Below are 12,245 nucleotides of genomic sequence, written 5' to 3'. Positions count from 1 at the left end.
CTCCAGCCAGTGCAATCACAGCCTTGTTCGGAGGCGCTATGCGTGTCTCGGGTACTGTCAGAGCAAAAGCTCTTGAGACGGGCAGGACGGAATTATAGCGTCTCGAGATGACCAAACCAGATCCGTTTCGTTATTTTAAGACGAGCCGCGAAATCATCCGCCTGGCGGTGATGCTGCATGTCCGGTTCCCACTATCGCTTCGCAACGTCGAGGATTTGCTGCACGAGCGCGGCATCGACGTCAGCCATGAGGCGGTCCGGTTCTGGTGGCACAGGTTCGGCCCCATGTTCGCTGCCGAGATCCGCAAACGCCGCATCCACGGCATGAAATCCAGTCGATGGGGTGTTGTCACGTTAACGCCCTGCACATTGCTGGCCGAGGGTTGTCAGCGTAGTTGGTGGCGATGCGAAATCAAGACATCCGCTACAAGCGCCACCGGTTTCCACCCCAGATCATCGCTCATGTCGTCTGGCTCTACGCCCGGTTCAACCTGAGCCTTCGTGAAGTCGAAGAGTTGATGTTGGAGCGCGGCATCGACGTTTCGTACGAGACAATCCGGCGCTGGACGGTAAAGTTTGGCCCGCTGATTGCCCGTACTCTTCGGCGACGACAACCGCGCCCCGGCCATGTCTGGCACCTGGATGAAGTCGTTGTGAAGATCGCGGGCCGGTCCTTCTGGCTTTGGCGAGCCGTTGATCAACACGGCGTCGTCCTTGAGGAGATCCTACAGCCCAAGCGGGACAAGCGCGCGGCAAAGCGGCTTCTGGTCAAACTGATGAAACGCTGGGGCTTCGTGCCCAAACGGATCATTACGGACAAATTACGATCCTACGGTGCCGCCAAGCGCGAGGTCGCACCTGGCCTGGATCATTGGTCCCACAAAGGACTCAATAACCGAGCCGAGAACAACCATCTGCCCTTTCGAAAACGCGAGCGGCTGATGCAGGGCTTTCGATCGCCGGGCGCACTACAACGCTTCGTGTCTATACAGTCCGCCACCCGCAATTGCTTCTCCGTGCCAGCCCGCCGCCGCTCCGCCATCACCATCCGCTACCACCGGCTCGAAGCACTCGAGGCATGGAAAATCGCGGCCAATGTCGCTTGATGTGAGATCGGCACGCCAACCTGAAGACTGGTTGAGTTAATGTGACAACACCGCCGCAATCAGTGGCGAGAATTTCACCACCCAGCGGTTAAGCGTCGCATGGTCAACGACGACACCACGGTCCGCCATAATCTCTTCAAGGTCGCGATACGACACCGCATAGCGAACATAGAAAAATACCGCGTACAGGACCACGGCCTTAGGGTCGTGCACGCCTTTGAAATCTATCGCCATTCTGTCCAACCCGCGCAATCGTTTCTTCCGACCGTGCTCTGCAATATCGCCTGTCCAGCTGGAAGCGAAATAGGTTGCGACACAGCCCCTTCGTTTACGCCAAGTGATGAGATTATTTCCTTATTCGAAGCGCCGTTGGTTGACCTTCTATGCATGCGCATACGCGAACGGCACGAAAGCAAATCTGGAGAGAAGCTATCGAGCTATGGCTACGCCCCCGCTCTGTTCACAGCCCTCTCAATGGAGCAACACACAGGAAATTCAGTAATGAAACCGCAGTTGTGCAATCTCTAGGCTTTGGCTGTCGCCAGTCCCGCTGACCCGGTAAACCATGCGATCTTCCTGAGAAATCCGCCGTGACCACCAGCCGGTCAGATCCCCCTTCAAAGGCTCCGGCTTGCCGGTTCCTTTGAAGGGGGTCCGCTTGCATTGCTTGATCAGCTCGTTGATCCGGGCACGTACCTTGTCGTTGGTGCTGACCCAGTACTGATAGTCTTCCCAGGCATGATCGGAAAAAACCAGCTTCACTCGGTCAGCTCACGCTCTTCGCCAGTTCCAGCATCGAGTTGCGCGATCGACGCGCGCAAGCGGGATGCGTTTTTCGGTGTGGACAAGAGGTGCAGCGTCTCGTTGACGGCGTTCCAGGTCTCCAAGGATACCACCACGACAGACTCACCTTTCTTGCGCGTCACGATAACTTCTTGCTTGTCGTGGATCGCTCGATCCATGACGCCCTTCAGTTGAGCTCGTGCGTCTGAGTAGGTCATAACATCCATATCGACTCTCCTTTGCTTCTCCATATATGTACAATATTAAGTACAAGTAAAGGGCGGGTACGAAGGCGGCAGTCAATTTCATGGAGAATTTACGAGAGAGAAAGGGCTCACATGGATGACATTGTTACCCGCCCCGCAGAGGGAATTTCTCGCGAGGAACTTTACGAACTGGTCTGGCAGACACCCATGAGCAAGCTTGGCCCCCCAACTCGCGACGAACGGGCCAAGCTTGGCAGCTCTTTGTTGAAAGCGCCAAATCCCTACGCCGCCCTTGGCCTCCTGGCAGAAAAAGGCAGTTGGCCGGGCGCCTGAAATGCCTTCTTTGCAGTCAGTCGAACAGCACCAAAAGACCTTCCCTTCAATCAAGCCAGCGCGAGGCGGTGCTCGATCCGGGCACCGTCGTCATCCTTGACAACCTGTCCACCCACAAGAGCCCGCGCGCCGCCGAAGCTCTGCAACGACAAGGATGCTGGTTCCTGTTCCTGCCGCCATACAGCCCCGACCTCAATCCCATCGAGATGGCCTTCTCCAAGCTCAAAGCCCACTTGCGACGGATCGGGGCCAGAACTTTTGACGCCCTGTTTGAAGCTCTTGGCGACATCTGCGACCTCTTCGAGCCACAGGAATGCTGGAACTTCATAAAGGCTGCAGGATATGCCTCAGATTAAAAGAAAAACGCTTCAAGAAGGCAACGACCATCGCGGCCGACCCCAAGAGCATGGGCGCACAGGTGGGCATGACCAGTGTCCTTCATACTTGGGGATCCGCGCTGACCTATCATCCGCATGTCCACATGATCGTCCCCGGCGGCGGCCTGTCGCCAGGCGGCACCAGGTGGGTCGCCTGCCGCCCGGGGTTCTTCCTGCATGTGCGGGTGCTGTCGCGGCTGTTCCGACGCTTGTTTCTGGAAGGGCTGATGGATTTGCACCGCGCAGGCCAGCTCACCTTCTTCGGCGATCTCGCCAGTTTGTCAGAAGCAAAGGCGTTCGCTACCTGGCTCGCCCCATTCTGCAAATCCGAATGGGTAGTCTACGCCAAGCCACCGTACGGCGGCCCGGAGGCGGTGCTGGCTTACCTGAGCCGATACACCCACCGGGCCGCGATCTCGAATGCGCGCTTGGTCAGCGCCGATGCCCAGACCGTCGCTTTCCGCTGGAAGGATTACCGCATCAAATCTGGCGACCGGCAAAAGGTGATGCGGCTGGCCACGCCGGAGTTTATTCGCCGCTTCCTGATCCAAGTCCTGCCTGACGGCTTCCACCGCATCCGGCACGATGGTCTGCTGGCAAGCGCGACCCGCAGGGCCAACATCACAAAGATCTGCGCCTTGCTCTGCGTCCAGTGCCCGGGCAAGGGTCACCGCGTCGGAACCCGAAGCCGACATCATCCCATTCACCCTGCGCGAACCATGCCCCTGTTGCGGTGGCCCCATGCGCGTCATCGAGATCTTCCGCCGCGGGCAAAAACCAATGTCGCGCGCGCCGCCACAGGAGCAGGCCGCATGACACACCGCCTGTCAGATGCCAGACAACACCAGCGGCTGCGCCCCGCAGACCCGGTGACGACAGGCTGTGCCCATGTGCCTTCGGCGCAACGCACGGCAGCAGTCACTTCAGAACAATCAGCCATGTTTGGAGCATCGAACTCGTTCGCGCCCGTCTCAGGCACCACGCACACCGTCAGCCGTGCCACTGATACAGGCGGTGCCCCAACGTCTGCACACTTTCCCCATAGGTCGATCCAAGACCCCCGCGGCTTACTCCTTGGGAGGTTTTCCAAGGAGGGTCGTGGTCGCAACAATGCGCAGCGTTCCGCTGCGACCCGCACCAGAACACCTTCACCAGAGCCGCCGTTGGAGGCAGAGGTCTGCGCTGCAGTGCGGCTTCACCAAACTGGCCGTTCGTGCACTGCACGGCATTTTCACGGGGTAGATGACCGCAGTGCGGGACTTTCCTGCCTCTTGCTGCGACTGCTCGGTCGAGGTTGCGCTTGTAGGGGGACCGCTTCTGGCGCAGTCACTCGGCGGCTGAGTGCAGCTGCTCAGGCATGACCCCCTCTGCCGCGGCTTCCGCGCGCAACCAGTTTCGAAATGCGGCGATCCTCGCGTCATCCGCGCGTGCTTCGGGACAGGCGATCGCGTAGATCGCCATAGGAGACGTTGTCACGTCGAAGAGTCGCTGTAAACGCCCTGAAACGATTGTGCGGCGGACCATGGCATCGTAGGCAAGTGACACGCCCTGATGCTGCTCGACCATGGTCGTCGCAAGCTCGCAATTTGGGTACGTTGGCCCGGGCGGCAGGTCAGCGCCTGCAAGGCCCGCTGCGGCAAACCATTCGTGCCAGGCATCGTCCGTCTGGTCGTAGAAGAGCGTGAGGCGCAGCAGATCCTGTGGGTGCTGCACGTCCTCACGCTCCCGCAATGCCGGAGAGATGACCGGATACCGGGACGAGGCCATTAGCGGCGCGACGCGCAAGCCGGGCGTCGGGCGGTCAGACCACTGGATCACGACGTCCGCGTCGTTGGTCGCGAAGTCGAGCGACGGCGCGCCGTTCGAGACCCGTAGCCGGATGTCACTGGCAAATTCAAGCTTGGGCAGGCGAGGCACCAGCCAGCGCGCCGCAAAGCCCGGCGTCGAGAGAACGCGCACGGGTTGTGGCGCCGCACGCACGGCCTCTGTCTCTTCTATGAGCGCGTCCAGCAGGTTGGTGAGCTTTCCGGCATAGGCCTCGCCCGTGAGGGTGAACGCGATACGGTTGCCCCAACGCTCGAAAAGCTGCGTGTCGAGGAAACCCTCCAGAGCCTTTATCTGGTGGCTGACGGCCGAGGGCGTCAGGCACAACTCGACCGCGGCGGCCTTGACCGACATATGCCGTGCGGTGGCCTCGAAGGCGCGGACGGCTGCGAAGGGAGGAAGCTTGCGTCCCATCTCTCTGCCTGAACTGAGCTAACGCGTGGCTGAAAAGTGATCGTTCGGTCTCGTAACACACACAGGGTAGCATGAGACTACAGATTCTCAAAATCAAGCAAAGGAGGGAATGATGCTCCGCTCCATTTTCGCCACGGCCCTGATAGCCCTTTGCCCGACGCAGCCGCGCGCCGAGAATGAACCGGGTTCGTCGGTTACCTGGTTGCTACACGCGGACAGCATGACCACACTCGTCTACTCGCTCGATGCATGGCTCGATGAGCAGTCCCCCTGGCCGCGGCGCGATATAGTCCCACGCGTTCGCCTCGTTAACAAGTGGCAGGCGGCGGCAAGGCAGGGCGCAACGGGAAGTTTTCAGCATGGTAGTCTTCGGGGTCTCTATGACCCGGACCGCTCCGAGATCCTGTTGGTGCGCCCCTGGGACCCGCGCAAGGCAGTGGATGTTGCCGTCTTGCTGCACGAACTCACTCATCACCGGCAGGCGCCGCATCACTGGTATTGCCCGGCCGCACAGGAGTTGCCGGCCTACCGGCTGCAAGAGCAGTGGCTTTCGGACCATGGCCATTCCCTTGATGTGAACTGGGTGGCCGTAGTTCTCGACGCCGGATGCACTCCGCGGGACTTCCATCCAGAATGAACGGCCGGATGGCGCAGAGAAGGACCTGCGTCGCGCTCTAATGCAAGGATGGGGAATTTCGGGCCAAGCAGTCTCGGCCATTGTTTTCCGCTCCAAAAGTCGCGCGCATTCCGGGTCGCCATGATCTGATCCCAAACTAAACTTGCACATGAGTTCTCTTTGCGACGCACGTTTAAAGCGCTTGAGGCGATCACAAATTCCAACACCGGGTCGTTCGCAAACGATGCTCTTCGCCGAGTAGACGAATGCTCGCGGGCGCGCCAAAGTCAGTTTGGGCTCCAAACTGCCTTGCGGCAGCACAGCGCTCGAGAAACAAAAGCCTCGGCGTCAAAATAGTCCATAAACTGGCCACTACTAACGACTAGAATGCGGTGCTGCTGCGTGTCGCCGGCCTGCGGCGCCGGGCCGCCAGGGCGAGGGTCAACGCACGCTGGACAGCGTGCAGGGAATCGCACACATCGCGCCGGGTCAGGCAGTCGCGCGCTGCTGGACCGTTCAGGGCGGCGTCGGATGGATGGTCTGTTCCGAACAGGGTAGCTAACTGCGCTTTTTCCATGGCGTTTAGACCCTGCACCACCATCGGCCCCAGCAGCAACGATTCCGACATGCAGCCGTTGGCCATTACAACTTCGTGGCGCGCACAGGCGAAATGCACCCAGGTGATGGTGCGTTTGCCTGCCATGAACCGAATGCCGGGCAGGCCAGTCAGCGCCTTGGCGGGGACAAAAATCTCGTGTGCGAATGGGCCGTCGATCTGGCCCTGTCCGCCGACCAGTATACGGTGCTGTGGCGACACGATCAGGTCATACGCGGGACGGCCGGGGCCAAGTGAACCTGCCTTGATCAGCACTGGTTTGGCATCTGGCTCGACCTCTTCCAGCGGTTGTTCATTCACGCGTGTCCAGAGAATTTCCTGCGAGCCATTGTCCAAGGTCATCACGTAGTCGCCGGGCTGCAGGCTTTCAACCTTCTTGTGGCCTGTCAGGGTCAGGATATCAGTGCCCTCGGCGTAGCAGATGAACACCTCTGTCGGCGATGTGTCCACAGTGGTCAATGCAATCGCACCATTTCCGAACTGGTTCATCAGGGCCATCGTGCCCGAGCCATCGGTGACAAAGAAAAACCGTTCGTTACTGCCGTTTATGATGACAGAAATCACAGTGATCTGTCTTCCTTCCAAAGGGTTCGGTACCTTGCCATTATCAAAGGGCAACGTGCCCGTCTGTTCCACAATGAAATTGTAGGACGTGCCGTTGATGATCACAGTGGTGTCAGGATCGATGCCCCCGCCATTTGCCTCAAGCACAACATCACCCGTGAGTCCGCTATCGAACGTGATGAGCGTGGTAGGCTGCTGTGACGTATTTTCGACATTCAGCGCCGCGTTGTTTGCGCTCGAACCATCGCCGCGCGCGTAGAAGCTTAGGGTTGTCATGGTGCTTGCCCGTTCTGGATCATTGCTCTGCCTTCGCAACATATTGACCACAATATTCGGTGAAATCAGGGCAATAAGACGTTAAATTCAGGTGAACATGGGGCAAAGTCTCTAGGAGTCGCGGACTTGCAGCAACGAAGCGGCCATTCAATACATCGCGCAGAACTTTAGATAGGGTTGATGCCCCCGTGGCTGAGAGAACTGATCAGCTGCTGCAAGAGTATATCCATCGCTCAATCCATCAGGTATGCGTCTCGTAGACCGTATCATTTGCAAGGAATCGGGCTTGCCCGCTGCCGCAACCGCGCCATTGGTCAGCACCGCTGCAAGATCGGCACCATCGAGCGCGAGTGCCGCGCTCTGTTCGACCAGAAGTACGGCAAGCCGTCGGCCTTCGGTTCTTCAATGACTTCAAAAGTCTGGTCGACTTCCTCAGATCAATCAATGGGTACACACGGTTCCGACCAAAATAGTGGCTGCGCTTATGCCGAATGAGGTTTCCAGGCTCTCGCCGAAGAGGCCGAGCCACGCCTCTTGGGCGCGGTAGGCAACAACTTCGCGTTCAGCCGGGCAGGCAAAGCGCATATCGCCGACCGCCTGGAGGTGGTGCACCATTTCATGCACGAGGACGGAAAGATCGGCAGGGGTGTTACCAGTCCAGCTATCGGAAAGGTAGATCGTGCGGGCAGGGTGGTCATAGAGGGCGACAACGTCACCAGGGCGTAAGACTGTTTCAACACCGTAACGCATCTCGACCAATTCAGCGTCAGGCACGGTAATAAGGACGGGTGGTTTCGTCGAGACCGCGAGATCGAAATTGGTGGCAAGCCACAGCATCAAAGTGTCAAGCACGGACGGTGCATCGCGCGGCGAGGCGACAGTTGCTGACCCTGCAACGGCGACGCACAGAGCGAGGACGGCGGGGCCTTTGCATAGAATTTTCATGGTGGTCCTCCATATATGGCCGTGGACTGACTAGGGCCACAGCTCCTGCAAAAAAGGACGTGAGTCATGAAACTGCGCTGAAAGAACCCTGAAATTGTGCTATAATTCATAATTGAGCGCTCTGGAGCCTCCACATGAACACGTCAACGACCATTCGCTTTGGAGGGTTCGTCCTAAACCGGGCGCGCGGGTGCTTGGAGGACTCTCGGGGAGACGAGCGGTTCCTGCGCCCGAAGTCATACCGCCTGCTTGAGGTCTTGCTGGACCGACGCGGCAAGCTGGTCAGCAAGGATGATCTGGTTCGCGAAGTGTGGCCGAATGTCTTCGTGTCAGACGATTCTCTCGCGCAATGTGTCAGCGACGTCCGACGGGCGCTTGGGGCAGAGGGTGCAGGTTTGCTGCGCACTGTGCCGCGGCGCGGCTATGTACTGCTGGACGAGGATGCAATCCCCGACTGTCCGCTTAAGATGCGGGGCAGACCTTGGCAATTTCTGGCCGGAGGCCGGGTCGCAGCCATCCTCGTGGTTTCTACCGGACTCTGGTCGCTGGCGCCTAAGCCCGTAGAGGTAACTACGGCCCTCACGGAAGACGTGTCGATACCGGCCGAGGGGCGGGCCGAAGCATTGCTTGACGCGCGCGACTGGCGCAAACGCGAGAACAATGACGAGGCGCGCGTGCTACTGGAGGCGGTACTTAGGGAGAACCCAGGTAATGCGGACGCATGGGCGAACCTTGGTCTGACGTATTGGCTTGAGGTCCGACATGTGGCTTGGGGCGGCGGAAGGCGCGAAATGAAGCAAGCGGTTGATATAGTGGGGCGTGCCATTGCCATCGGCGGCAGCGCTCGTTCGCACCGATTGCTCGCGGAAATGCGCCTTTTGGCCCCGTTTCCAGAGATGCGCTCACCGGTGGATGCACTTGCAAATGCGCGGGCGGCGGTGGCATTGGACCCCAAGGACGCCGACAACCTGGCCGTATTGGCGCGAGTTCTTGTGCTGACTGGTCGCGCCAAAGAAGCGGTTCACACCATCGAGCAGGCGCGACAGGGCGACCTGACAGAGCCCGATTGGTACCGAGAGATTGCGGGACTAAGCTATCTGCTTGTCGGCGAACCTTCGCGTGCGGTTGAGGAATTCGGACCGCTGCATGGTGCGGGAACCTTTGTCAGCGCGCGATGGTGGCCGGGCTGGCTGCTGGCGGCAAGTCTGGCTCATGCGGGGCGCGTCGAAGACGCGACCATGGTCGTTCGCATTGCGCAGAGGGGCCGGCCTATACAGGATTTAGCGGACATCAGCCATTCCCTGACCGGCTTTGCTGACACAGCGGGTCTTAATGTTGTTTTGGACGGGCTCAGGATGGCCGGGGTTCCAGACTGAATCTGTCAGTCGACATAGGCGCGCTTTTGCCAGTCGCTGTAGCCCTCTTGAAACCCAAGATACTCCTGCCATGCAATAGCAAGAAGGTGATCGCGCGACGTGTCTTCGGCAATCACCTCCTCCCAGGCTTGACGTAGCGCGACAAGGGTAGCCTTTGGCCATGAATGCAGCTCAACGCCCGCAGCGCGGAACCGCGCCAATGCATTGATCTGCTCCATGACTGCAACAGAGGCTGTCCACGCAATCGTCTCATTGCACGCCGCAGTGATAGCTGTCCTGTGCCGATCCGAGAGCGCAGCCCAAGAGCGCTCGACCATGAGAATCTCAAGCGGGGTAGCAGGCTGCTGCCATCCGGGAAAGTAAAGGTGCCCTGTTACATCAGCGATCCCTAGCTCTGAATCGATTGAGGGTAGCGAGAACTCGGCCGCGAAGATAAGACCTGCCTCGAACGCCGGACGGATTTCCCCTGCTGGCAGTTCGTAAGCAATTGCGCCCAACTTACGCAAGACGCGCGCACCGTAGCCGAAGCTCCGCATAGCCAGCCCGTTGAGATCGTCGGGCCCAGCCATCGGCGTTGTGAACCACCCACCGCCTTCGGCAGGCAGGGAGCCGCAATACAGGCTCTTGAGACCGTGACGGGCATAAATTGCATCCAGCGCTGCCGCGCCGCCGCCTTCCTTCATCCATGCGGTGAATCCCGCTGGATCGGGGCCGAAAGGGAAACCGCCAAAGATTGTTAGCGCAGGGTCCTCGCGATGGTGATGCCCAGCAGTCCCCCAAACCGCATCAACGAGACCGGACTCGAGGGCGCCGAACGTGTTCTGATCGAGCACCATCCGATCATGCACTTCAATGACGAGGCTTCCGCCAGACAACTGCTTGACCTTCTCCGCGAAATAAGTGCCGGATTCACCGAATAGCTTCGGGTGAAGCAGACTATTCATTCGCCAGTTCAGCGTTTTTTCCTGACCCGTTGCCGTTTTTGCCGAAAGTGAGCCTGCAAGGATTAACGTGGCCAGAAGTGTAATCCGGAACGACGGCATCAAGATGTCCTTAAATTGCTTCGATGGCAAAGAAGACCTCACTGTCGTCTGACAATAGCATGAAGAAGAGAAAGCTGGGTATTAACTTTCGGATCTGAGTCTCACTATGGCTGATTGGGACTGTTGCATGACAAGTGGAACGATAGCTCCTAAAGACAGCGTCTGACATCACATGCAACATCGGCAGCGAAGATCGGCAAGACCGGAACTAAGGGTCAAAAAACGACTCCTTTGCAAAGCTTTAAGGTCTACCGACATCGGTACTTCGTCATCCGATGCTTACTTGTTGCGGCTCGCCTACAACGCCGCATCCTCCAACTGTTCCCGGTCCGGAAGTTCGCGCACGTTTTCCAGATCTACGGCGACGAGAAACTGCTCCGTGGTCACGAAGGTGTAGGGCGCACCACGTCGAGGGAACCGTGGCCCTGTCCCGATCAGGCTGCGCGCATGCAGCCGCCCGATCAGGTCGCGGCTGATCTCTTTGCCGAAGATATCCTTGAGCCCGTCGCGGGTCATCGGTTGGTGATAGGCGACAGCGGCCAACACTGCGACGTCGAATTCGCTCAGGTCGAGCAGCTGGTCGCCGACATCCGCCGCAGCGCGGATCGCGGGCGCGTAGGCGGGTCGGGTCCGAAACATCCAGCCACCCGCCACTTGGGCGATCTCGAACGCCCGGCCGTCCAGATCCGCGACGAGGTCTTCCACCAGAAGATCGACCGAGGCCCCCTGCCCCACAACCCGCGCCAAATCCTCGCGCGACACGGGCAAGGCCGAGGCAAAGAGCACCGCTTCGATCCGGCGCATCCATTCCCGCCAGCGTAGTTCCGGCGGCAGGTGCCACTGTACCCTAATAAACCGGATTCTACGGATTCAGGCCCGTTTTTGCATTTGCTGTACCCTTAATAGCAATAATTCCACAGCCTAAGACGGGCGGCAGCTATAGACGATCTGCCCACAAACCGAGGCCAACTAGGTCCGCCTTTTTCAACGGCCAGTCGATGTTATCCACAGGTCGAACGGTATGGCAGTTAAGGGTGCAATATTGGAAACAGGGGTACAGTATGAGAAATAAAGGTACAACTCGTGACTGAAAACAAACGAAAATTTCAGGCAAGATTCTGATCAATTAGGGAACAATGACACAAACCAACAACGCCCACTTCATCGTGGTCATGGGTGCCGTGATCGCCTGTGAGTTGGCGGGGCACAGGTCCCGCGCCGCCCACTGGATGGCTGTTTTGCGCGACCATCGTCCCGATGCGCGGACGTCGCATTTCCTCAATGCCCTGCCATTCGTTGATCCTGCCTTCCGCGGCAAAGTCATCGCCGCACTCAGGTCGGCAGGGTTGCCGGACTGATCTCGCAGCCTCGCTTCTCTGAATGTGAGTTTGGTCACATTGTCGGACCGGCAGGCGGGTCGCCCCGCCTGCCGAGCGTCTCAGTTGTTGGCGGTCAGCGGGTCAATGATTTGTGGCACTTCAGTGATCCGCGAAATCGGGATGCCGCTCAGTTCGGCATGTTTGCGGATCGAGTCCTCGCCATCCGCAAGATAGACACAAAAGGTCTTGTTGCCAGCCACATAACTGTGCTGCCACTGGATTGCAGACCCGATGTTGCTGAGCGCCTGATTGGAGGCTCGCGCGGCGCCGCAGAGTTCGGTCACTGAAAAATTCCCGATGCCGGGGATGTCGCGTTCGATCATGAAACGTTTGAGAATGGCCATGTTGGTGTCCTCCTTGGGATGCCGTGGCGACAGGTTAGGCCTGC

At 58.9% G+C, this 12,245-nt stretch carries 13 protein-coding genes and 4 pseudogenes; 8 read left to right on the top strand and 9 right to left on the bottom strand.

Translation table 11 applies throughout. The features are described 5' to 3' along the window. Positions 1 to 107 precede the first annotated feature (107 nt). A pseudogene (locus tag ROS217_RS23760) lies at positions 108 to 341 on the top strand (IS6 family transposase); the annotation flags it as partial. A gap of 62 nt (positions 342 to 403) precedes the next feature. Beyond that, complete coding sequence (locus ROS217_RS21130) at positions 404 to 1,105, top strand: IS6 family transposase (protein WP_009819874.1); 702 nt, start codon at positions 404 to 406, stop codon at positions 1,103 to 1,105. A 51-nt stretch (positions 1,106 to 1,156) separates the two neighbouring features. On the opposite strand, the pseudogene ROS217_RS21125 reads toward ROS217_RS21130, so the two are convergent. The 3 genes and pseudogenes from ROS217_RS21125 to ROS217_RS21115 all read right to left on the bottom strand — a co-directional run. Further along, a pseudogene (locus ROS217_RS21125) lies at positions 1,157 to 1,339 on the bottom strand (IS6 family transposase); the annotation flags it as partial. 261 nt (positions 1,340 to 1,600) lie between these two features. Continuing rightward, complete coding sequence (locus ROS217_RS21120; protein ID WP_009819872.1) at positions 1,601 to 1,867, bottom strand: Txe/YoeB family addiction module toxin; 267 nt, start codon at positions 1,865 to 1,867, stop codon at positions 1,601 to 1,603. Further along, the gene (locus ROS217_RS21115; RefSeq protein WP_040652080.1) at positions 1,864 to 2,115 is read right to left on the bottom strand and encodes a type II toxin-antitoxin system Phd/YefM family antitoxin; all 252 of its coding nucleotides are present in this window, start codon (positions 2,113 to 2,115) and stop codon (positions 1,864 to 1,866) included. The genes ROS217_RS21120 and ROS217_RS21115 overlap by 4 nt, the downstream gene beginning before the upstream one ends. Positions 2,116 to 2,226: 111 nt before the next feature. On the opposite strand from ROS217_RS21115, the gene ROS217_RS24210 reads away from it, so the two are divergent. From ROS217_RS24210 to ROS217_RS23755, 3 genes and pseudogenes are all read left to right on the top strand, one after another. After that, the gene (locus tag ROS217_RS24210) at positions 2,227 to 2,427 is read left to right on the top strand and encodes a hypothetical protein (protein WP_009819870.1); all 201 of its coding nucleotides are present in this window, start codon (positions 2,227 to 2,229) and stop codon (positions 2,425 to 2,427) included. Positions 2,428 to 2,498: 71 nt separating this feature from the next. After that, a pseudogene (locus ROS217_RS24205) lies at positions 2,499 to 2,783 on the top strand (transposase); the annotation flags it as partial. Between the two features lie 26 nt (positions 2,784 to 2,809). Then, a pseudogene (locus tag ROS217_RS23755) lies at positions 2,810 to 3,620 on the top strand (IS91 family transposase); the annotation flags it as partial. Between the two features lie 510 nt (positions 3,621 to 4,130). On the opposite strand, the gene ROS217_RS21095 reads toward ROS217_RS23755, so the two are convergent. After that, on the bottom strand, positions 4,131 to 5,042 hold the full coding sequence (locus tag ROS217_RS21095; RefSeq protein ID WP_009819867.1) for a LysR substrate-binding domain-containing protein: 912 nt from the start codon (positions 5,040 to 5,042) through the stop codon (positions 4,131 to 4,133). Between the two features lie 112 nt (positions 5,043 to 5,154). Here ROS217_RS21095 and ROS217_RS21090 point away from each other — a divergent pair, with 112 nt between their 5' ends. Beyond that, complete coding sequence (locus tag ROS217_RS21090; RefSeq protein WP_254656504.1) at positions 5,155 to 5,679, top strand: DUF6647 family protein; 525 nt, start codon at positions 5,155 to 5,157, stop codon at positions 5,677 to 5,679. A gap of 361 nt (positions 5,680 to 6,040) precedes the next feature. Here ROS217_RS21090 and ROS217_RS23270 read toward each other — a convergent pair whose 3' ends face one another. After that, positions 6,041 to 7,114 carry a Hint domain-containing protein gene (locus ROS217_RS23270; RefSeq protein ID WP_198134938.1) on the bottom strand — a complete coding sequence of 358 codons (1,074 nt, stop codon included), beginning with the start codon at positions 7,112 to 7,114 and terminating at the stop codon, positions 6,041 to 6,043. Between the two features lie 441 nt (positions 7,115 to 7,555). Continuing rightward, positions 7,556 to 8,059 carry a DUF6647 family protein gene (locus tag ROS217_RS21080; RefSeq protein WP_009819864.1) on the bottom strand — a complete coding sequence of 168 codons (504 nt, stop codon included), beginning with the start codon at positions 8,057 to 8,059 and terminating at the stop codon, positions 7,556 to 7,558. A 134-nt stretch (positions 8,060 to 8,193) separates the two neighbouring features. On the opposite strand from ROS217_RS21080, the gene ROS217_RS21075 reads away from it, so the two are divergent. Continuing rightward, positions 8,194 to 9,435, top strand: coding sequence for a winged helix-turn-helix domain-containing protein (locus ROS217_RS21075; RefSeq protein WP_050766479.1), 1,242 nt, complete (start codon positions 8,194 to 8,196; stop codon positions 9,433 to 9,435). A gap of 5 nt (positions 9,436 to 9,440) precedes the next feature. On the opposite strand, the gene ROS217_RS21070 is transcribed toward ROS217_RS21075, so the two are convergent. Together ROS217_RS21070 and scpB are read right to left on the bottom strand one after the other, a co-directional pair. Next, a complete protein-coding gene (locus ROS217_RS21070; protein ID WP_009819862.1) occupies positions 9,441 to 10,478 on the bottom strand; it encodes a TRAP transporter substrate-binding protein in 1,038 nt (345 codons plus the stop codon). 297 nt (positions 10,479 to 10,775) lie between these two features. After that, positions 10,776 to 11,282, bottom strand: a complete 507-nt coding sequence (scpB, locus tag ROS217_RS21065; protein ID WP_009819860.1) for an SMC-Scp complex subunit ScpB — start codon at positions 11,280 to 11,282, stop codon at positions 10,776 to 10,778. A gap of 332 nt (positions 11,283 to 11,614) precedes the next feature. Here scpB and ROS217_RS21060 point away from each other — a divergent pair, with 332 nt between their 5' ends. Next, positions 11,615 to 11,836 (top strand): hypothetical protein, encoded by a 222-nt coding sequence (locus ROS217_RS21060; RefSeq protein WP_009819859.1) that lies wholly within the window; start codon positions 11,615 to 11,617, stop codon positions 11,834 to 11,836. A gap of 80 nt (positions 11,837 to 11,916) precedes the next feature. On the opposite strand, the gene ROS217_RS21055 is transcribed toward ROS217_RS21060, so the two are convergent. After that, complete coding sequence (locus tag ROS217_RS21055) at positions 11,917 to 12,201, bottom strand: DUF4242 domain-containing protein (protein WP_009819858.1); 285 nt, start codon at positions 12,199 to 12,201, stop codon at positions 11,917 to 11,919. Between the last annotated feature and the right edge of the window lie 44 nt (positions 12,202 to 12,245).

It is taken from the genome of Roseovarius sp. 217, assembly GCF_000152845.1.
Lineage (GTDB): Bacteria > Pseudomonadota > Alphaproteobacteria > Rhodobacterales > Rhodobacteraceae > Roseovarius.
Note: the sequence above shows the minus strand (reverse complement) of the source record. Positions and strands in the feature narration are given on the sequence as shown.